This is a genomic window from Zavarzinella sp., assembly GCA_041399155.1.
Classification (GTDB): Bacteria; Planctomycetota; Planctomycetia; order Gemmatales; family Gemmataceae; genus JAWKTI01.
On record JAWKTI010000007.1, the window covers coordinates 234788 to 255121 of the forward strand.

The window sequence follows — 20334 nt, forward strand, 5'->3', positions numbered from 1 at the left end:
CAGCAGGAAAGCGTACTTGTATCAGTCAAATTACCACGGCGGCAGGGGGCCTTTGGCTTCCGCAGGATACAAGCGGTAACTGTTTTTCTTTTCATCCCATACCTGCCAGCCGAGCATGCGCCAGGCTTCCGGTGTTGCGTGCAGAATTTTGTTGTTCGGGAAATCCACCAATGCCACTTCATCACCATTCATCACCCAGGTGCGTAACAGCTGGCCAGTGTTCGCATCCCACTCCCGCATGGTTGAATCATCACTCCCAGAGACGATCCACGTGCCATCCGCAGACCAACTCACACTCCTGACAGATCCCGAATGGCCCGCAAGGCTCTGCATGCATTTGCCACTCTCCGCATCCCAGACCTTCAGCGTCTGGTCAGCACTCCCAGAGACGATCCACGTGCCATCCGCAGACCAACTCACACTCCTGACAGATCCCGAATGGCCCGCAAGGCTCTGCATGCATTTGCCATTCGAAGCATCCCAGATCTTCACCGTCTTGTCATCACCACCAGAAACGATCCGCGTGCCATCTGCTGACCAGGCCACACACCTGACAGATCCTGTATGGTCCGCAAGAGTTTGCATACATTTGCCATTCGAAGCATCCCAGATCTTCACCGTCTTGTCATCACTTCCCGAGACGATCTGCTTGCCATCTGCCGACCAGGCCACGCTCCAGACATATCCCGAATGGCCTGCAAGAGTTTGCAGGCGTTTGCCATTCGAAGCATCCCAGATCTTCACCGTCTTGTCATCACTTCCCGATACAATCAGCGTTCCATCAGCTGACCAGCTTACACTCCTGACAGAGCCCGTATGGCCCTCAAAGGAACGCATGCACCTGCCACTGGCTGCATCCCAGATCTTTAGCGATTTGTCAACACTACCGGAGACAATCCTAGTGCCATCTGCGGACCAACTCACGCTCCTGACAGAGCCCGTATGGCCCGTAAGGCTCCGAAGGCATTTGCCACTCTCCGCATCCCAGATCTTCAGTGAATTGCCCCGACTACCCGATGCGATCATAGTGCCATCTGTCGACAAGGCCACGCTCCTTAAATAATCAGAGTGGCATGTAAGGGTGAGAAGACATTTGCCACTCTCCGCATCCCAGATCTTCAGTAACTCATCATCACTTCCGGAGACGATCTGCTTGCCATCTGCCGACCATGCCACGCTCCAGACATATCCCGAATGGCCCGCAAGGCTCCGAAGGCATTTGCCACTCTCCGCATCCCAGATCTTCAGTAACTCATCATCACTTCCGGAGACGATTCTAGTGCCGTCTGCTGACCAGGCCACGCACCTGACATAATCAGAATGGCCCGCAAGGCTCTGCAGGCATTTGCCACTCTCCGCATCCCAGATCTTCACCGTCTTGTCCCAGCTACCGGAGGCAATCCGCGTTCCATCTATCGACCAAGCCACGCACCAGACAACTTCCGAATGGCCCGCAAGAGACTGCAGGTGTTTGCCACTCTCCGCATCCCAGATCTTCAGGGTCTGATCAGAACTTCCGGAGACGATCCTAGTACTATCTATCGACCAGGCCACACTCCAGACAGATGCCGAATGGCCCTGTTTCAAGACAACGAAAGCTGGTTCGTTAATCAACCGTTCACATACAAGCTGTGCCCAATTTGCTGGTCGAATAGAGCCGGAAAAATTGCAACGAATCAGGTCCGCATCGTGCCAGTTCGATGTGCGCCCATGAATGCCTTTTGCATCACAATCCCGCCAGGTACTGCCACAGAAATTTGCTTTTTCCCAATTTGAATAGTCCAGAGATACATTGTCGAATTCCACTATCCGGAGTGAAGCACCATTTGCATCTGCTTTGGCCAGCAAAACATTGTGTAGCACCGCATGATTCAGGCAACTATTAACCAGCGATGCCCCTCTCAAATCAAGGGGGGTATTCGATTTGCTGCCTATCTGCCACCCCTCTAAATCCAGTCCCTGAAGTTGTGCGGAAGATGGTGTTGGCTCCAGCCAGTTCTTTTCGTGAGCAATCAGCCACATTTTGAACGCTGCCCGACGGGCTTTTGCTGATGCCGTAGGGTCTTCCAGCAGTTTTGACCAGTTCTCAACTGCTTTGTTTGTATCCACGTCGTTGTGATCCATTAACATCTGTGCAGCAAAATCAAGAGTTTCGTCCGAAGGTAACTGTAAATCCCATGAGGAAAAGCGACCATCTTCCAAGGCACGAACAAGGTACAGTGCCAGAAAATATTCATAAAGTGATGTGTGCGCAAAACGAAAGCCCTCTTCTTCACTGTCGGGCCGCAAACAAAAGGTGGCAGCACGAAAATCCTGGTTCAATACTTCGGCAGGAACTTCGTTGTAACGTTCGCGAATTTCCGGATGTTGATTTAGAAAATGATCCAGCCATTTGGATACTTTACGCCAGGGAATTAACTTCTGGTTGATACTGCAAAGATGTGCAGAAAGTTCTTCCATCATCTGCAGTTTGTGTTCTGGTGTAAATTGATGCTTTAAATCATCACGGCGTAGCCACTTTTCCACGAATATCCCATATAGTGTTACCCCGAACACCCGATGGCCAGTCATTTTCATCTGTTCCAGGCGTTCCAACTCTGGAGCAATGAGAGACAACAAATATGGTCGCGTGGAAAGATCCGTCAGATTATGTACAGATTTGATTACAGCGATGGCATCATCAACGCGTTCTTCCCCCAGCATTCCCTTTAAATACTCGCGAACCTGCTTTTGATTGAACGGTAAAATGATGCACGCCTGGTAATCTTTTTCGCGTATGCCTTCACGGCTTTCACCGGTGAACGCAGAGCTGAGGGCGGTGATCGTTGGGAAATAGTGCGAACGGCACGAGATGATCATTTTGCCGGGCCGCTTTCCTGGTGTTGGCTTGTGAGTACGCGGTGGCAGAATACTCCATAGCTGCCGGATAAAGCCATCGCGGCGATTTTGCGGCAATGGAATGATGCGTTCGTCCAGGCCATCAAAAATCACTAATGCCCCCCTTTCCTGAACAGCCTGTATGATCATCTGTGGCGTTATTGCGCGACTGCCTGTCCCTTTCCAGTGTCGGTTAATGACGATCTGCAAGATTTCCTCCAAGCCAGGATCGCCTTTGAAATAGTAATCTTTGAGATCGATGAAAATTACTGCGGGCACGGTAGTATCTTTCTGTCGGCGCTGATCCAGTACACGAGCAAGCAGCATCAACGTCGTTGTTTTGCCAATGCCCACTTCACCTAATACCGCACAAAATGGTGCAAGATCTTCGGACAATGCCCAGTCTGCCAGAAAATCAACTGCTTTTGTGCGGTTCTGGGGCTGGAGTGTAGCATTCTCTTTTTCCATCTGTGAAAAATCTGTAGGGGCTGCATCGGGTGGTACAATTTGTTCTGGCAACCGCTTGCGGATGTTGCAGCCGAACTCTATGACGATATCTTCTTCAGGTAATTTTGCTTGGCAGCGAATCCGTTGTCCCTTTTTTACGGTAGTTACTGCTAAAGAAGATTGTTGATTTAGTGTTATCTTAATCTTTCCTTCAATTTCAGAAGCTAACTTCCCAACAAATTCTTCCGCTATTTCACCACGACATTCGCTATAAAATCTTGGTCGTTGACCTGTTCGCGTTAAACGAAATATCTGCTTTACATCCAACCCTTTCATGTTAATGCGTGCAAAGTCCAATACTCTTAAACCAACGGGGATTACTGGTTTTGTGCCAGTAATGAAAGGAGGCAACTCTTTTTCTGTGATATACTGACTTACCAGAAAATCACGTGAAACAAACAGCAAACCAAAGTGGCATTCTGCCAGCGCTTTCTGAATTTCAAAATCCCAGTTGGCACCGACTTCGATATTGCGATCGATCCAAAATTCAAAACGATAACTTTTAGATAGCTTCAGTTCTTTTTCCAGGGATGTGCGTAGTTTGGTAACCAGTTTATCATCATGGTGGGCGTAAGAGAAGAAAAACCGAATCAATGGTAACTCCATTTCCGGGTTTTCCTGTTCTGTACTTGTCCGAATCACTGCGGTAGGCTGCACCAATGCATCGTATCTTTCAATTGTGCTGACAGCTTCCCGGGTGTATTGTGCCAGACTAGCCTCATCCGGTGATGGCCCTTCGATCCAGGTTTCGCGGCTGGAGGGATCGGATTTCAGTGAATCGACGCACAGCCGGAGATCCAGTTCGGCTTCTTTCGCACCGTCATTAATGCGATTCGCAAAGGTTTGATACGCCTGCAGTGCGGCAGCCCGCTCTTTACCCGGTGCGACAATTTCCAAAGCATCTGCCAGTACAGCCCGCCCGGTCTGAAATATTGTCAACAACGCGGTTAATCGCTCCCGCAGTGTTTTGCCGAGATGATCGAGCCATATATCCTGGTACTGTTCCAGTTGGGAAGTGGTTAATTCGACGTGATCGTTTGGCATGGAATCCCACTCAGCAAGAAGTTGTTCTGTGTAGCTGAAATCAATGCTACACTAATTCTGCAATGATTGCAATGGATAAAAAATATTCTTGCAATTAAAACTGAATTTCCTCCTTCAATTCATGGTTTCGACATGTTATTCCGCAGCAATCAACATCAATTCCAAGGTACATCGCTTCCTACGATGATTTTTTCCTTTCCTTTTCCCCACCTGGCGTGATACCATAGGGGCAGTTTGTACTTGAACTTTGGGGAAATATTCGATCTATGTTTGAAAAAGGCAACCTCTCCCGCCGTGGCTTTATGGTGCGGTCCATGGCAGCGATGACTGCCGCTGGTATTCCCGGCTGGTATGCAGAGCAACTGTTGGCAGCACAGAAAACTGCCAAAACCGCAGAAAAAATTCGCTTCGGCATTGTGGGCATCGGCAGTCCGAAAAGCCGGTCCCTGGGCATCTACGGTGGGATGAAAGGCCTGCGAGATCGCCTCAACATCACCAGTCTGTGCGATGTGGATGCACGCCACCTGGCACGGGCCACCGACATCCTGAAAAAAGACCAGTTCACCACCAAAGGCTACAAGGATTTCCGCGAACTGAACCAGTCGAAAGATATCGACGCGGTGCTGGTCGCCACGCCGGACCACTGGCACGCACTGGTGGCCATTGATGCGATGAAAAATGGCAAAGATGTCTACTGCGAAAAGCCACTGACCCTGACCGTGGCAGAATCGCTGGCGATGATGAAGGTGCAGAAAGAAACTGGTCGCGTGCTGCAGACGGGCAGCCAGCAACGTTGCGAAATGGGCAACAAGTTCCGTATTGCCACCGAAATTGTCCGCAGTGGGCGGATTGGCAAGATCAAATCGATCGAATGCCGTATCGGCAGCAACCCTGTCAGCGGGCCAATCGAAGCCGTTGACGCACCCAAAGAACTGGATTGGGATTTCTGGTTGGGACCAACTGAAAAAGTTCCTTACCGTTTAGCCAAAAATGGTGCCACCAACTGTCATTACGAATTCCGCTGGTGGTACGAGTATTCCGGCGGCAAAATGACCGACTGGGGTGCTCACCACCTGGATATCGCCCAGTGGTGCCTGAATATGGATGGCAACGGCCCCATGGCAGTGGAGTGCGTCAAAGCCACACCTGCATACGACAAAGGTGATGGTTACAACTGCCACCAGAATTTCAGCGTGAAGTACACCTACGGCAATGGCACCACTGTGTTTGCGATGTCCGGTGGGGGGACTGCCGTGAAGGGCCTGGTTGATGCCAACGGCAAAGCACCGAAGAACCGCATGGGCAAAGATCTGGGTATGATCTCTGGTGATGAGAACGGCTTAATGATTTTTGGCGAAAATGGCACCATTTTTGTCAGCCGTGGCCTGTTATTAGCCAGCGATGCCAAGATTCTGTCTGAAAAACTGGCGGAAGATCCCAAATTGTACCCCACCCGACCGACCAATCATATGGCCAACTTCCTGGATTGTGTCGATTCACGTGAGGCACCGATCTGTAGTGCAACTGTCGGTGGCGGTTCGGTCATCATCTGTCATATCGGTGCAATTGCACTGCGTTTGAACAAATCGCTGAAGTGGGATCCCAAAACCTACAAGTTCATCAACAGCGACGAAGCCAACGCAATGCTGCAACGGCCTTACCGTGGCGAGTGGAAACTCCCTGCATAAGCCAGTCTTTTTCAGCCCACTTTTCCTTTTAATACCCAGAAAACCGATTCGCACTGCGTACCACCTCTTCTGGCGGTGCGATCGGCCCACTGTTTGCTAAAATAACTTCATGGAATCTGCCGAAATTGAAGTAAGCCTGTTTGCGGGCGTTGCCGAGGCGTTGGGCACGCGCACCATTCAGGTGGTGCTGCCGGAACAGCCCACCGTTGGGGAGTTGCTGAAACTGTTACAAACTCGTTACACAAATCAGGCCCACCTCATCTCCAGGTGCGTCTGCGTGATCAACGATGAACGTTATGCAACCAACAGCGACCTGCTGGAATTGACCGATCGGGTGGCGTTAATCCCACCAGTCAGTGGGGGATCTTCATGATTTTGCTTACCCGCGAGCCGATTTCCCACCAGCAATTATTAGAAAGCGTTCATACTTCATCTGCGGGTGCCGTGGTCCTTTTTCTGGGTACGGTGCGGCAAATGACCAATGGACGGGCGACCGTGGCACTCGATTACGAAGCCCACGAACCGTTGGCTGTGAAACAGATGCAACTGGTGGCAGACGAAACTCGCCAGCGCTGGCCCGTACAGGCGATTTCCATTATCCATCGCCTTGGTCACCTGGAACTGGGCGAAGCCAGCGTGGGGATTGCGGTCAGTTGCCCGCACCGCAAAGAGGCGTTTGCCGCCTGCGAATATGCCATTGATCGGCTGAAAGAAATTGTGCCGATCTGGAAAAAAGAAAACTGGGATGATGGCACCACCGAGTGGGTGCATCCCACAAATGATACAACAGCACCATGATTCCCTTACCTCTCAACGGTCAGCCACAACCAGCTCACGTGGGCCAGACGATGCCCACGACGGGACCTCTGATTGACACATTCCAACGTATGCACAATAATTTGCGCATTTCAGTGACAGATCGTTGCAACCTGCGCTGCACCTATTGCATGCCGGAAGAGGTGCAGTTTCGCGATAAATCGGAATTGTTGACGTTTGAAGAAATTGCCCGCGTGGTGCGTATCGCTGCTAACTGTGGCGTGAACAAAATCCGCCTGACGGGTGGCGAGCCACTGCTCCGACGGGAAATTCACCACCTGATTGCGATGTTGAGCAGCATTCCCGGTATTGACGACATTGGCCTGACCACCAACGCGGTGCTGCTGGCCCAGCAGGCCGAAAGCCTGTACCAGGCGGGTCTGCATCGCCTGAATGTCAGCGTGGACACACTGGATGAAGACCGATTTTTGCAATTAACCCGACGCACCGGTCTGCCGCTGGTGCTGGCAGGGCTCGCAAGGGCAAAAGAAGTTGGTTTTCAGTCCATCAAAGTAAATGCGGTGTGCATTCGTGGCACCACAGAGCACGATATTCTGCCGCTGGCAGCATATTGCCTGCAGAATGGCTTTTCGTTGCGTTTCATCGAATATATGCCGATTGGTGCAGACGCCTGGGAGCGGGAAAAGGTGTTGTTTGCGGCCGAAATCCAGGCGGTGCTGGAAGGGGAATACGGTCCTCTGCAGCCTGTGGCAGGTCAAGACCCCCACGCACCTGCACAGGAGTTTGCGTATGCAGGTGGGGGCAACGTGGGCTTTATTGCCAGTATTTCCCGCCCGTTCTGCCACCACTGCAACCGGATTCGGCTGACCGCAGAAGGGGCGATTCGCCATTGTCTGTTTGCCACGGAAGAAACCCCCATCCGCGACCTGCTTCGAACAGGTGCCAGCGATTCAGAGATTGAACTGGCTCTGCGGCAAACAATCTGGGGTAAGTGGGAGGGTCACGAGATTAACACGTCCCGGTTTTTGAAACCCACCCGCACCATGCACACGATTGGCGGGTAAAGATGAGGTTTTTATAATAGTTTTACGGGTGCTACTCACCATTCTGAACTCTCTTTTCTTTCGCTTTCGGTGCCACGGCTGGGGGATATTTTGCCCGCAGTTCTGAGTATTTCTTCACTTCTTCGGGTTTGTTCGTCGCTTCGTAGAGTTGAATCAGCCGATCCAGGGCTTCGGGGATGCGAAACTCGCCCCACTCCACATGCGGAATGGTCTTCTCGCGGGTTTTCATCCCTTCATAGCCCTTGAGCAACAGCGGCTCGGCCACCTTCACCTTACGGGAAGAAAGCGTTAAACGATCATTTCTCTGGCTGCTAGTGAAAGGATGTCGTGCAGAACGACTGTGGGTAGATGTCAATCCAAGTTCACTTCTGCCAATCGCCCATCGGAAAATCACTTCTCCTTGCCCAGTTTCGCCTTGATTTGCTTCAATTCTTCCCGGTCGCTCGGTGACACAAACAAGCCTCGATCGACGATACCTTGCAGAATGTCATGGGCCTGTCGCCAATGCTTGATGGAGTCTGCATCGGCGAGTTTCCCCAAGGCATCGGCAACTCTCCAATGGGACACATACAAGTCGCGTTGCCACTCGGTGTAGCGTGGGTCCGACGCCACACGCTCTGGGCGCTCTGCTCGCCGGGTCGCCGTCAACAGACCGCCCATCCGCGTTGGCCACCACCAATCCGCATCGGAATCACTTATCGCCCTATTTCAGTGAGTCGAGCAGCTTTTCCTGTTCGGCGGCCCGCTTGAGGAGTTTCGCGACGGCACCTTTCTGTTGGGCCGGGACGGCCTTCACTCCCTTGTAATCCTTCTTCTTGTCTCCGACACCGATAGTGATCGTCAGTTCGCTCGGCTTGGCCAGTTCCCCCACCAGTTCGTATTCGGTCCCGTTCTCCGTCGCTTTCACCACCACCTTCTCGTTCTCCTTCGACATGGTGAACGTTGACGTTGAGCCCGTACCTTGTCCTCCCGTCCCGTTCGCCGATCCGCCCGCCTTCGCCGACCCGCCACTGCCCGGTCGGCTGCTACTCGACCCCGACTGCCCGCCCTTCATCGCCTGCCGCAACAGGGCCGCCGCTGCCGGGTTCGTCTTCTCCAGTTCCGCGATTTGCATCTCCAGCAACTTCGACGCCGCGTTCTTGTCCTCGGCCTTCACTCCGGCTGCCACTGCCAACAGTCCACCGATCACGGCAGACCACAACTTCGTTCGTTTTAACATCGCCAATCTCCTCAAATGGATGGAAGAGGTGGGAAACAACGTCCCAACCCGTGACAGAACAGAAAACGCTCTGCGGACACCGAACCTCGAGACCGTCGCACCGCTTAGTGTGCTGTGAGCGTCTGAATAGAAGTTGCCGAACTCGCCAAATCGTCACACGGTTTTTTGGCTCATCGCTTGGAATCTCCGTCGTCGCCGTAGACTTCAATCTGATACCGTTCGCCGTTGATGACGATCATGGCCATCGCCATCGAGCCGCGACCGAAGACTTGCACGTTCAGCGACCACGTACGGTTGAATTGCTCGGACGATTGGCGCAGCTGCCGGTGTACCGCACTCTCGAACTTTTGAAACGACTCGTTCGTGCTGAATACGCCGGTCTTGCCATCAACACTTACGAGACCCATAAATTGCCCCTTGGTTCCGGTTGCTTTCGTGCTCAAGGGCAAGAGCTTCTCGCTAACGTCCGGAAGCGACACGTTCGCGCGTTCGAGTTCACCGGCGATAAGTTCGAGCGTCTTGGATGCCCGTTCGCCCTCTCGTTGCGGTGTGAAGGCAACTCGCCCACGACGAACCACCGCATCGGTCTCGCCCCGCTTACCGACACGGACGTCGAACTCTGAACCACGATCCACCACACGGCTGAGGGGTGTGCGAACCGTGAACCCGACGGCACCAGCAGGCACCTGGGCCGACAACGAACCTTTCCGAAGATACACCTCGTTACCATTCCGCAGATCGAGTTCCACTGGCCCCGTCATTTTCGCAACCGTGCCTTTGTCGAACACGAGTTCTGCGGTTCCTTGGGTGAGCTTCAGCGTGCCGCGTTCCATCCGGTCGCCATCCCGAATTGGCGTTTCCCAAACCGCATTTTCCGACTTGACGAGACGAACAAAGCGATTGTCCGGCACAGCAGGTGGCTTCACGACTGGCCCCACCGGCGGTTTCACCTTCGGTTGGAGTGGGAGCGTAGGTTTCTCAATCGGTTGGTTCAGATTGTGCTGTGTAATCTCGGGTGGACTTTTTGGCTTACCATCGTTCCCTCGTGGTGGGGACCCCCAAAGCACAACCGCAAGCAACACCGCCGCCGCACACGTAGCGCGAATGAGCCAGCGCCTCAGACGCGGTGTTCGCACAGAACTCGCTCGATGATTCGGAGTAACCGGGAAAACAAGCTGTTCAGCAAGGATCGCCTCCGCACGTGCGAGGGTCGCTGCCAGGAAATCGTCGGACGTTGCCGAGATATGAACCGCCGCACGCAGCAGTGTATCAACGGCTTCATCGGCCAGGATCGCTTCGCGTTTACTCGGATGGTGCAGTTGTTCCAACAACGCGACCTCGTCGGCAGACGACAGGCTTTCGCCCGCCGTCATCTGGGAAGCCAATTCTCGCAAGATGTCCGATTTCATGTGTGTCCCCCGCGAGGCGCGAGCTTCGACCGTAGGCAGTCTCTCAACGATTGCCGAATGCGAAAGAGCATCATCCGCACCGACCCACCGGTGCGACCTAAACGCTTAGCGATGACTTCAATCGTTTCGCGATCGAAGTAGTGACTGTTCACCACCTGTTGGCTCTCGATCGCAAGCCCATTCAGACACCCCCGCAAGGCCGCCAACGCCTCTTCCTGATCGGCATCATCCCACGGATCGCGTGAAAGTCTCTCCATCCGCCACTCGGCCAGCTGAACCTGGAGCGGTCCTTTCTCGCGCTTACGTCGGCGCGCGACAGAACGAACGTGCTGAAGAGCGAGATTCCGAGCAATACCCAGAAGCCAAGCCCGGACGCTTCCTTCACCACGATACTCGTTCATCCGTTGATACACATGCAGAAAAACCTCCTGCGCCAAGTCGTCGGCAATCGCGGCATCTCGCAGAGCACGCATCAAATACCAGCGGACGGCAGCCTGGTGGGCGCACACGAATTTCGCGAACGCTTCGGCGGAATCCGCCTGCGTTGTGAGGCTCCCCACCTCATCCGTCATCTGCGATTGCCCCGTGGTCATAGATCAATGTTGCCGTTATGAACGAATCGTCACAAGGATTTTTTTGGATTTACTGGACAAATATGCATTCTGAACAAAATGCCTTCACCGTGAAAATTCGACGCTGTCGTTACAAAGAGCGCTCCGTTTCGTATACCCTAGGGCCCGATGCCGAGGAAAAGTTCGTTCTCCCCCGCCACGAGTTCACGCAGCGAGTCCTCGCCAACGGGCGAGTAGTCGTAGGATTCTGCAGTTGTATTAATTCGTTTATGCCAATTGATAACCAACCATTCGTTCGGGCACGCACGGCTGGGTCTGGGCATTCGCGATCCAGAAATGCGGTGCGTTCCCCTGCAGGTAACTGTCGCGCCTGATCAAACAAGGTTTCTTCATTCATGTAATGATCCTCCCACTGCAGACAGCGAGATTATCGCAGAATAGCCATCAGATTTGAAAATTATGAGTTATTTTTCATAAAATAACACTCAAGATTGGGCAAATCGCAAGCGCAAACCAGGCCCGGAAAATCTTCCTTCAACTGCCTGAAATCATCCCGATTCCATATCTTCACTTCAAGAAATGTTTCCAACCTCCTTCTGAATCCGGAGTCTTGTCATGACCAACGATGAACGATTTGCCTCGCTGCACCTGACCCTGCCACCCGCACCGAAGCCGGTGGCCAAGTATGTCCCCGCTGTCAAAGCAGGTGGGATGCTGTACGTTTCCGGCCACGGCCCACTGAAGCCAGACAAGACCCTGATGACCGGCAAAGTGGGCAAAGATCTCGATACCGAACAGGGGAAAGTTGCCGCACGTCAGGTGGGGCTGGCAGTTCTGGCCACATTAAAGGACCAACTCGGCTCCCTGAACAAAATCAAACGACTGGTAAAAACGCTGGGTCTGGTGAATTGCACCGACGATTTCAAAGAACAGCCACTGGTAATGAATGGTTTTTCAGAATTAATGGCTGAAGTGTTCGGCGACGACAATGGTGTGGGCTCCCGCAGTGCCCTGGGTACCAATTCGCTGCCGGGTAACATTTCTGTCGAAATTGAATGCATGTTCGAATTGGCGGAATAGCATCCAGGTGCTGAAAAACTGTTCCAGTTTCGTATCATAATTTGAACAATTTGTCGTATTGTTTTGAAATTTCGAAAACTTTGAAAAAGGTAGTGTCATGGGTGCAAAACTCTCCATTGGTTCATGGGCATACATTTTCAACCAGGAAACTCCTACCAACGATTTCCACGTGATTCTGCACAAATTGCAGGATCTCGGCTATGACGGCGTGGAACTGGGTAGCTTTGGCCTGCACCCCACCCCATGGACGCATCCCACCAAGGCGGATCGCGAACGCCTTAAGAAAGACGTGGCGGACCACGGCCTGGAATTTTCGGGCATCGCCGTAGACCTGTGGAGCTTCAAAAAGCCTGGCCCGTCGATTTTCGATGAAACCCCCATCCCTTACATGTCGGCATTTCTGGGCTATACCGCATTCGCACACGATCTGGGAATCAAAACCATCCGTGTGGATTCCGTAGAAAGCCCCGATTTCTTTGCCACCAGTGGGATGGATAAGAAAGAAGGGATCGACCGCCTGATCAATGTGTGGGACAAATGTTCCAAAATGGCTGCCGACCACGGCATGAACGTGTGCTGGGAATTTGAACCAGGATTCGTGCTGAATAAACCTTCCGAAGTTCTGGAAGTGGTCAACGGCGTCATTGGTAAAGGCAACAAAAACTTCGGTGTACTGTACGATACCTGCCATGCCCACATGTGTGCGACCATTGGTGCGAACCATCAGGGCGAAAAAGAACTGCTGCCTGGGGGGGCATTAGAGCTTCTTCATAAATTAGAAGGCAAAATTACCCACGTGCACCTGATTGATTCTGACGGTAGTCTGAATGAGCACAACACTTCTACCCACAATCCATTTGGAACTGGGAACCTGAACTTCGACGAATTGCTGCCAGCGATTCAGAAAGCAAACGTCCCCAACCCATGGTGGTGCGTCGATTTGTGCTTCTGGCCGCACGCCTGGGATGTCACCGCACAGAGCAAGAAGTTTCTGGATCGCATGCGTGCCAAGTACGCTGCCTAAGATCTGACTGTCGTACAAATATCGAAAATGTTCCACGTGGAACACTGACACTCGTACAAATATTAAACTAAATAAAGGATTTTCATGTCAAAACCATTGAATATTGGCATGATTGGCTATGGTTTCATGGGCAAGGCCCACACCAATGCCTATTGCCAGGCGAATCATTTTTTCGATCTTCCTTACAAACCGGTGCTGAAGGCTGTTTGTGCCCGAAACGCCGAAGCGGTGCAGAAATTTGCCACCACGTGGGGATATGAATCGACCGAAAGCGATTGGCGTAAGTTATTGGAGCGTAAGGATATCGACGCGGTTGATATCTGCGTGCCCAACAACCTGCACAAGGAAATTGCCATTGCCGCTGCTGCCGCAGGCAAAATGATTCTGTGCGAAAAACCACTGGCCATGAATGCCGTAGAAGGCAAGGAAATGGTCGATGCGGTAGAAAAAGCCGGCGTGGCCAACATGGTGTGGTATAACTACCGCCGCGTGCCTGCCGTTACCCTTGCCAAACAACTGATTGAAGAAGGCAAGCTGGGCAAAATCTTCCACTATAGGGCGAAGTTTCTGCAGGACTGGACGATCAGCCCCGATCTGCCCCAGGGTGGAAATGCGTTGTGGCGTCTGGATGCTGCTGCCGCTGGTAGTGGTGTTTCGGGCGACCTGCTGGCCCACTGTATCGATACGGCGATCTGGTTGAATGGTCGTATCGACAGCCTGTGTGCCACCACCGAAACGTTTATTAAGGAACGGAAGCACAACCTGACAGGTAAAGTCGAACAGGTGAACATCGACGATGCCTGCACCTTCTTTGGCCGATTCGAAAATGGCTCGCTGGCCAATTTTGAATCCACCCGCTACGCACGTGGGCACAAGGCACTGTATACCTTTGAAATCAACGGCGAACATGCCTCGATTTTCTGGGACCTGCACGACCTGCACCGCCTGCAGTATTTTGACCACCGCGATGAAGGTCGGGTGCGGGGCTGGCGCACTATCCACATTACCGATGGCGATCACCCATACATGGCAAACTGGTGGGTGCCTGGCCTGCAAATTGGCTACGAGCACTCTTTTATCCACCAGGTAGCCGATTTCATCCAGGGTCTGGGCACCGGAACACCCGCCTCCCCCACGTTCCGCGATGCGTATGAAACCCAACTGGTCCTGGACGCCATCCTCGACTCCGCCAAGACCCAACAACTGGTGAAAGTGGGCAAAGGCTAAGTTGGCGACGGTAGAATCAACTCAGCAAGCAGATTCCCATTGCGGAATGTGCTGTAGGTGTAAAAGAAATTGCAAAGACAAATTTTGCAGCCACATTTAATCCAATTGATGGAGAATATGTGCAAATAGACCGGAGTTGTGAACACATTGCTTGAGAAAAATGATGTTCTTGAATTAATTCAGCAAATTCAGCAACACACGAGCCAATAATGCCGATTGATTCAGCGGCAATTGGTTTCCCACAGGCGAATACTGCAGAGCCCGTCGAACTAAAATCTTTCTTAGGTTATTGTGATCCATATTTTCGACATGGACACAGGCCTGAAATGCAAGTTCTTCCTATTCCAGCCAATCGTATTGGGTTCGAAAAAGCACTTTCAATTGGGGTTATCGAATGCTCAGAGCTTGAACGGCTCCCATCCCCAGGGAAAATCTGCAAGCCGCGGATTTCGATCAATCTCGAACGTTATTTTGAAGTTGAGTAAGTGATAGAAATCTTGTATGGTATCAGAAAAATGTGCACGGTCACCGATTCCCCACGGACGTTGCTTCAGTCGACCAGAGATAGGTGATTCGAGATGTTCGCCAGCTGCGCATAAAAAGCTGCGAGCTTTGCCGACGTCATGTCGCTGCTCGAACCTTTCGGCCAACGCCAGCATCAAAAAAGTGTAGCTACTGTCTTTACCCATCCCACCATGTAGATCAATGAATACGTCAGGAGGCGATTCATCTTTCTCACAAATTGATGGACCAGGAATCCAGGCTTCCATACCAACAAACTCCCAGCTCTTGCATACGCCCTTGGTTGCAGGTGAGTAGTGAGTCCATTTTTGGTGCCCAGTTTCATTCCATGTCATGCGGCCCAAGCGAAACTTGCCCATACCTTCCTGGAAGCAACGAATGGTCGTAGGACCACGTTCGCTTCGTGCGACGATAGTGTCAACGAAAGGAAAAATGGATGACCAAATTCCCCAATTCCACAGCGGCGTCTCGGTGTTTCGGCCAAGTATGGCGAAACAGTCGTATGTTTGACTTGGTTCCATCGTGCAATCGCTCACTTAGGTCGTTCGCAGCCGTCAGCTTTACTTTATGCTCAATCGCGGACTCGTGAAGCCGGCTGCTGAAACGGTGAACCCTGAGAAACCAAGATGCCGCCAGGGTCAGGTACAACACCTGGTTCGGCCTGCCTTTGTGCCGGTCAGATGGGGTAGTTAATGGTGCCCAGGTAATGGTACCAGTACCCGTCGCCCTGGACCGACCGCGGCCGGTCGATCTCGTCCTCGCTGATGAACGCGAACCAGTTGACCTCGGACAGCCCGGCTGCCGCCACTCGGCGGGCGAACTCGGCGCCCCATTGGTCGCTGTACGAGTACCCGGCGACCAGCTCCTCGGCCGACCCGGCGGTGTCGCTGAACCCGTACTCCAAGAAGTCGTGGTCGTAGAACCGTTCCCCTTGGTCGCGAGCGAACGCCGATAATGGCGTCTCGTCCCGGTCCACCTCGTACACCTCGGCAAAGTACGTGGACGCCAGCGCCGCCGGGAAGTGGCCGACCCAGAAGTGGCTCGTTTCTGTCTCTCGCACCACGAAGCCCTCTGTTGCCGAACGGGGTCCGCGATTGAGCAGAGTCGCGGAGTGAATACGAAGCGATTCCTGCTCCAATCGCTGGTTAGGCCGCTTGCGGCCGTCACCTATACTATATGCTCAATCGCGGACCCCGTTAAGCCGGCCTGCGGCCGGCTTAACTATAATTAGACAGAATTGATTTATGTCTATAATGTCGGCTGTTCTGTCTATCACTTTTTGTGTGCAATGTACCACTGCGAATGCAAAAATACATCATGAGGAACACCCTCATTGGACTGGATTTTACTCAGTAGTTCCAGGACGTGCAATGAAAAAACCAGATTGCGATGCAGAAGCACATAGTACATGGGCAAAACTGGATTTCCGCCTACGCGGGACTGACGGTTGTGGTGGGTTTCAGCTGATTGGTTGTAATTCAAGTTTCTGCACTGGATTCCCGCCTTCGCGGGAATGACTTTTTCCAGTACTCCTTCGCGACTTTGCCGCTTTGCGGTCAATTTGAATAAGAAATTCCCTCTATGAAGGCAAACCTAAACTCCCAGCCCCCTTTCCGCTCATGGAAGGAGGAGCAAGATCTGATGATCCTGGGACCGCGGACATCTTGTCTGTACTGCTTCCTCTTTTGCGAGAGAAGGGGCTGGTGAAGCCGGCGTGAGGTTAAAGGGAAATTATTTGTCCAGCCTTCACAGATCATGGGTTGAATGTTCGCTGGGACGCTGTGGTCCAATCCGAACGATGTCATTGGCAGGGAAAGAATTCACAGATCGGGGGTTGAATGTTGGCTGGGACGCTGTGGTTCTATCCGAACGATGCCATTGGCAGGGAAAGAATTCACAGACCGGGTTGATTATTGACTGGGACGCTGTGCTGGTTTAGCCAACTCGATTGCCCGCAGCACGCCACAACCAAAACCACATGCACCACCCAGAAGTGCGGCAAAAATCCATGTCGCTTGCCAGTTCCATTCGGGCTGGGTCAAAAGAATGCGAAGGCACAGCCCATACACCCCACCAGTTGCTGCTGACAATCCCGCACTCGCCAATGTGATAACTATCAACGCCACCAGCGGTTTCGAAAATGTGCGTGTGGATCTGAGAACGACTACCACAGGCATTGCGACCGCGAGAAACAACAACCCTAAAAACTCGACACCACCCTGATCTATTAAAACCCGCGCTATTGGTTGACCTCTGATTAAACCAATTTCGCTTCATCTTACCTATTCCAATTGTGGAATGCAAGAAAAGGAAAATACCTGTCATTGTGGGGCAGAAAACCCAGTTCGCCAGTTTTTCTCAAACAGCTACAATTGACCGAACTTGGGAGAGGAAGATCAATGCGAAAAAACTCTGTGAAAATGGCACTGAAAGCGGGCCAGCCTTCCGTGGGCACCTGGCTGTCTCTGGGGAATATCATCGCGGGGCGTTTTCTGGCACGCACCGGCTTTGCGTGGCTGACCGTCGATATTGAACACAACTTGTACAGCATGGAAACCGCCACCCACCTGTTCGGTGCCATTGCCGATGCGGGGTGCGTGGCACTGGCACGCGTGCCTTCCAATCGCCACGACCATATCAAGCGGGTGCTGGATAATGGTGCCCACGGCGTAGTGGTGCCGATGGTGAATACTCGCCAGGAAGCACAGGAGGCCGTTGCTGCGTGCCTTTATCCCCCAAAAGGGAACCGAAGCGTGGGTGGCAGTGTGCACGCACTGAACTTTGGTGCCACACCAGCACAATATTATGCTCACGCAGATGAGGAAATTCTCATTATTTTACAATGCGAGCACATCGATGCGGTGAACAATTTCGACGAAGTCTATGGCGTGCCTGGGATTGATGCGATTTTTGTGGGGCCGAACGATCTGATGGCCAGCATGCGAGATCCCCAAGGTGTTCCCCCACCGGCAGATCGGTTTGAAAGCACCCTGCAGGCGATTCTGGCGGGGTGCAAACGCCTGAAGATCGCTGCAGGCATCCACACATTCAGCATTGAAGATGCCCAGCGTCGCATCAACGAGGGCTGGCAGTTTGTGGCGGTCAACAGCGAATTAAAGATGATGATGGAATCGGCAGGGAAAATTGTCGATGGCCTCGGCCTGCAATCAGGTGGGGATCTGGCAAAATATTAACAATAACTCATTAGTTTTCGCTAATCTTCATCCAGATCATCGTCATCATCGGTCTGGTCGGTCAGCCGATCGGGTTCCACGTTGGCAGAACTCCCACGTTTCGCTTCCACGTCGCGGATGATCTCTTCTACCGCTGCTTCTGTATAAATGGTCCGCATCATACCATCAAAATAGCGGTTCATCGCGGTGAGGTTCGACCGCAGCAGATTATCAATCATCTTGTGGGTTAATTCCCCACCTTCGATGTCGATGCTGGATTTGAATCGCACCTCGCCATCACTGAAATCGAGTTCAAAGTTCCCCATCCGCAGCCCATAATTGGCACGGGTAATAAATTCTGCCATCCGGTCTAACTGATCGGTGGGCGTGACAACGGGGGAAAGGGTATAGAAAATCAGCCACTGTTTGGCTTCATCCGCTTCGGCAAAACAGGTTACCCGCGCTTTGCCACTTTTGAAGTGGAATCGCAGCAACTCTTTCCCTTCCACGATCTCATATACCCATTTCTCTTGTTCCATGTAGTCCAATAAATCTGAAAAAATACTCATCACATGTCTCCACAATGGGTATCTTCCTTATTTTATCCCACTACCCAAGTGAAATGGTCGGAAACCTGCGACAAATTCTCTGATTCAGGCAGAAAATGATCTGGAAAGGTGCTGGATTCCCCCAGTGGAGCAAATTGCTTTACTGGGGCATTCAGTAATCATCACCACGAAAATGCATTCGCACGAGGAATATCGAAGGAAAGAGTGGAGCGTACTAGCCAAACTGGCGACGTCAGTTTCCACAACCTAACGCGGCATTCCTGTTGTGGGGAAGCTGCCCGGTGGGGATATTTCCGGCATCACCAGGGGTGGCACCGTTTTTACGGCTGTAGGTTTTTCCTGATTGGGGAACTTCAGTGCCGGCAACATTCCGTCGCTGCTTTTTTCGCCAATTTTTGGCACGGGTACGTCTTTTTTGGGATCTGATACCGTGGTGCCGCCAGCCAGACCGATATTCTGGCCAGGCATTGTCACTGGTTTCGGTGCAGACATATTCGGGAAGGGTAGATCGGGAAGCGTTTCCCGTTTCCCGTGCAGCACAGGCAGCTTGTAGATGAGGTGCGTCTCTTTCTGATCGGTTGTTACGGTCACAGACTGACCGGAAACGGAACCATTGCCACCCACATTCTGTTGGCCTGTCTGCGTGACCACCTGGCCTACAGGTTTTTCAAAAGCAGCCATTTTCACGCTGCCTGGCAGTTTTTCCTGGGCCAGCTTGTCTGCTTCGCTGGTGTAATAGTTTGGCCAGGTATCGGTATTTTCCGGCACAGCAATAGTGATGGAACTTTCGTCCTGCTGCACTACCCGGGCGGAAGTACAGCCAGATAAACCAGAAACAATTGTGGCTGCCAGCAGGCACGCAAACATTTTGATATTATTACGATTGTGCGAGCTTCCCCTGCCCGCGAACTTGGCCTTCATTCCCACACTCCCCCTTTAGCTGGAAACCGCCTGATATTTCATCGCGGTTAATAGGTCGAGATGGTTATCTCGTCAACGCCAGTTTTCCTGGCGTGCGGTTCAATTGCATGGAACCCTGGACCACAAGGGAAGGCATCATTTTCAGGAAGTTTCGCCAGAATCATCACGCTAAATATAATCGCAAGGGTTTAAATAGTAGGCACTTAAGTGAATCCGAACTATTTCGTGAAATTGGCCAAAATAACATTCATGCAAATGTGCGACACTTCTGGTGATATGATTTTTGGCGAGATCATTAGCAGCACGCACCAGTCTTTTCCATATGCCAACGTTACACTGTTATTTGCAATAGTGATCTGCAGGTTGATGCCTGCTATCGATGCCCACAGAGATCCGCAATCTGACCCACATGGCAGTCCAACATGGCAAAAAAGCAGACTACAAGGCGGGATAACGATTCACCTTGGAAAGAATTGCTGGATCACTACCTGGAACCGGTGTGTGAATTACTATTCCCCACGTTGCATCAGGCGATTCGGTGGGACAAAAAATACAAGCCACTGAATACCCACCTCCGAAAGCGCGACCAGCAAGCACTGACAAACAACCAGCATGTGGATTGTCTGTACGAGGTTTATCTGAAATCGAACACTACACCCAT

At 52.1% G+C, this 20334-nt stretch carries 21 protein-coding genes; 9 read left to right on the top strand and 12 right to left on the bottom strand.

Annotated elements, in window-relative coordinates; translation table 11 throughout:
- Window positions 1–30: 30 nt before the first annotated feature.
- Entirely contained in the window at window positions 31–4428 is a 4398-nt protein-coding gene (locus R3B84_24370) for a TIR domain-containing protein (GenBank protein ID MEZ6143712.1), read from the bottom strand.
- A gap of 266 nt (window positions 4429–4694) precedes the next feature.
- Here R3B84_24370 and R3B84_24375 point away from each other — a divergent pair, with 266 nt between their 5' ends.
- The 4 genes from R3B84_24375 to moaA all read left to right on the top strand — a co-directional run bounded on the left by R3B84_24375 (window position 4695) and on the right by moaA (window position 7957).
- Window positions 4695–6116 carry a Gfo/Idh/MocA family oxidoreductase gene (locus tag R3B84_24375; protein MEZ6143713.1) on the top strand — a complete coding sequence of 474 codons (1422 nt, stop codon included), beginning with the start codon at window positions 4695–4697 and terminating at the stop codon, window positions 6114–6116.
- Window positions 6117–6225: 109 nt separating this feature from the next.
- On the top strand, window positions 6226–6489 hold the full coding sequence (locus tag R3B84_24380) for a MoaD/ThiS family protein (protein MEZ6143714.1): 264 nt from the start codon (window positions 6226–6228) through the stop codon (window positions 6487–6489).
- A complete protein-coding gene (locus tag R3B84_24385) occupies window positions 6486–6914 on the top strand; it encodes a molybdenum cofactor biosynthesis protein MoaE (protein MEZ6143715.1) in 429 nt (142 codons plus the stop codon). The genes R3B84_24380 and R3B84_24385 overlap by 4 nt, the downstream gene beginning before the upstream one ends.
- Window positions 6911–7957: a GTP 3',8-cyclase MoaA gene (moaA, locus tag R3B84_24390; protein MEZ6143716.1), complete on the top strand. Its 1047-nt coding sequence runs from the start codon at window positions 6911–6913 to the stop codon at window positions 7955–7957. The genes R3B84_24385 and moaA overlap by 4 nt, the downstream gene beginning before the upstream one ends.
- A 31-nt stretch (window positions 7958–7988) precedes the next feature.
- On the opposite strand, the gene R3B84_24395 is transcribed toward moaA, so the two are convergent.
- The 6 genes from R3B84_24395 to R3B84_24420 form a co-directional block, all read right to left on the bottom strand.
- Window positions 7989–8351 carry a hypothetical protein gene (locus R3B84_24395; GenBank protein ID MEZ6143717.1) on the bottom strand — a complete coding sequence of 121 codons (363 nt, stop codon included), beginning with the start codon at window positions 8349–8351 and terminating at the stop codon, window positions 7989–7991.
- Window positions 8348–8569 carry a hypothetical protein gene (locus tag R3B84_24400; protein ID MEZ6143718.1) on the bottom strand — a complete coding sequence of 74 codons (222 nt, stop codon included), beginning with the start codon at window positions 8567–8569 and terminating at the stop codon, window positions 8348–8350. The genes R3B84_24395 and R3B84_24400 overlap by 4 nt, the downstream gene beginning before the upstream one ends.
- A 91-nt stretch (window positions 8570–8660) precedes the next feature.
- A complete protein-coding gene (locus tag R3B84_24405) occupies window positions 8661–9176 on the bottom strand; it encodes a hypothetical protein (protein MEZ6143719.1) in 516 nt (171 codons plus the stop codon).
- 170 nt (window positions 9177–9346) lie between these two features.
- Window positions 9347–10585 carry a hypothetical protein gene (locus tag R3B84_24410; protein MEZ6143720.1) on the bottom strand — a complete coding sequence of 413 codons (1239 nt, stop codon included), beginning with the start codon at window positions 10583–10585 and terminating at the stop codon, window positions 9347–9349.
- Window positions 10582–11178, bottom strand: a complete 597-nt coding sequence (locus tag R3B84_24415; GenBank protein MEZ6143721.1) for a sigma-70 family RNA polymerase sigma factor — start codon at window positions 11176–11178, stop codon at window positions 10582–10584. The genes R3B84_24410 and R3B84_24415 overlap by 4 nt, the downstream gene beginning before the upstream one ends.
- A gap of 246 nt (window positions 11179–11424) precedes the next feature.
- Window positions 11425–11550: a hypothetical protein gene (locus tag R3B84_24420; protein ID MEZ6143722.1), complete on the bottom strand. Its 126-nt coding sequence runs from the start codon at window positions 11548–11550 to the stop codon at window positions 11425–11427.
- Between the two features lie 222 nt (window positions 11551–11772).
- Here R3B84_24420 and R3B84_24425 point away from each other — a divergent pair, with 222 nt between their 5' ends.
- The 3 genes from R3B84_24425 (at window position 11773) to R3B84_24435 (ending at window position 14488) form a co-directional block, all read left to right on the top strand.
- Window positions 11773–12237 (top strand): RidA family protein, encoded by a 465-nt coding sequence (locus R3B84_24425; GenBank protein ID MEZ6143723.1) that lies wholly within the window; start codon window positions 11773–11775, stop codon window positions 12235–12237.
- Between the two features lie 97 nt (window positions 12238–12334).
- Window positions 12335–13261 carry a sugar phosphate isomerase/epimerase family protein gene (locus R3B84_24430; GenBank protein ID MEZ6143724.1) on the top strand — a complete coding sequence of 309 codons (927 nt, stop codon included), beginning with the start codon at window positions 12335–12337 and terminating at the stop codon, window positions 13259–13261.
- Window positions 13262–13345: 84 nt separating this feature from the next.
- Entirely contained in the window at window positions 13346–14488 is a 1143-nt protein-coding gene (locus R3B84_24435) for a Gfo/Idh/MocA family oxidoreductase (protein MEZ6143725.1), read from the top strand.
- A gap of 398 nt (window positions 14489–14886) precedes the next feature.
- Here the strand turns inward: R3B84_24435 and R3B84_24440 are convergent, their stop codons facing one another.
- From R3B84_24440 to R3B84_24450, 3 genes are all read right to left on the bottom strand, one after another.
- A complete protein-coding gene (locus R3B84_24440; protein MEZ6143726.1) occupies window positions 14887–15531 on the bottom strand; it encodes a hypothetical protein in 645 nt (214 codons plus the stop codon).
- A 155-nt stretch (window positions 15532–15686) separates the two neighbouring features.
- The gene (locus tag R3B84_24445; protein MEZ6143727.1) at window positions 15687–16070 is read right to left on the bottom strand and encodes an immunity 22 family protein; all 384 of its coding nucleotides are present in this window, start codon (window positions 16068–16070) and stop codon (window positions 15687–15689) included.
- An 850-nt stretch (window positions 16071–16920) separates the two neighbouring features.
- Entirely contained in the window at window positions 16921–17136 is a 216-nt protein-coding gene (locus tag R3B84_24450; GenBank protein ID MEZ6143728.1) for a hypothetical protein, read from the bottom strand.
- A 273-nt stretch (window positions 17137–17409) separates the two neighbouring features.
- Between R3B84_24450 and R3B84_24455 the strand changes: the two genes are divergently transcribed.
- Window positions 17410–18204 carry an aldolase/citrate lyase family protein gene (locus tag R3B84_24455; protein MEZ6143729.1) on the top strand — a complete coding sequence of 265 codons (795 nt, stop codon included), beginning with the start codon at window positions 17410–17412 and terminating at the stop codon, window positions 18202–18204.
- Between the two features lie 20 nt (window positions 18205–18224).
- On the opposite strand, the gene R3B84_24460 is transcribed toward R3B84_24455, so the two are convergent.
- Complete coding sequence (locus tag R3B84_24460; protein MEZ6143730.1) at window positions 18225–18752, bottom strand: YbjN domain-containing protein; 528 nt, start codon at window positions 18750–18752, stop codon at window positions 18225–18227.
- Window positions 18753–18998: 246 nt separating this feature from the next.
- On the bottom strand, window positions 18999–19673 hold the full coding sequence (locus R3B84_24465) for a hypothetical protein (protein ID MEZ6143731.1): 675 nt from the start codon (window positions 19671–19673) through the stop codon (window positions 18999–19001).
- Between the two features lie 422 nt (window positions 19674–20095).
- Between R3B84_24465 and R3B84_24470 the strand changes: the two genes are divergently transcribed.
- On the top strand, window positions 20096–20334 hold a 239-nt coding region (locus tag R3B84_24470; protein ID MEZ6143732.1), incomplete at its 3' end, for a hypothetical protein.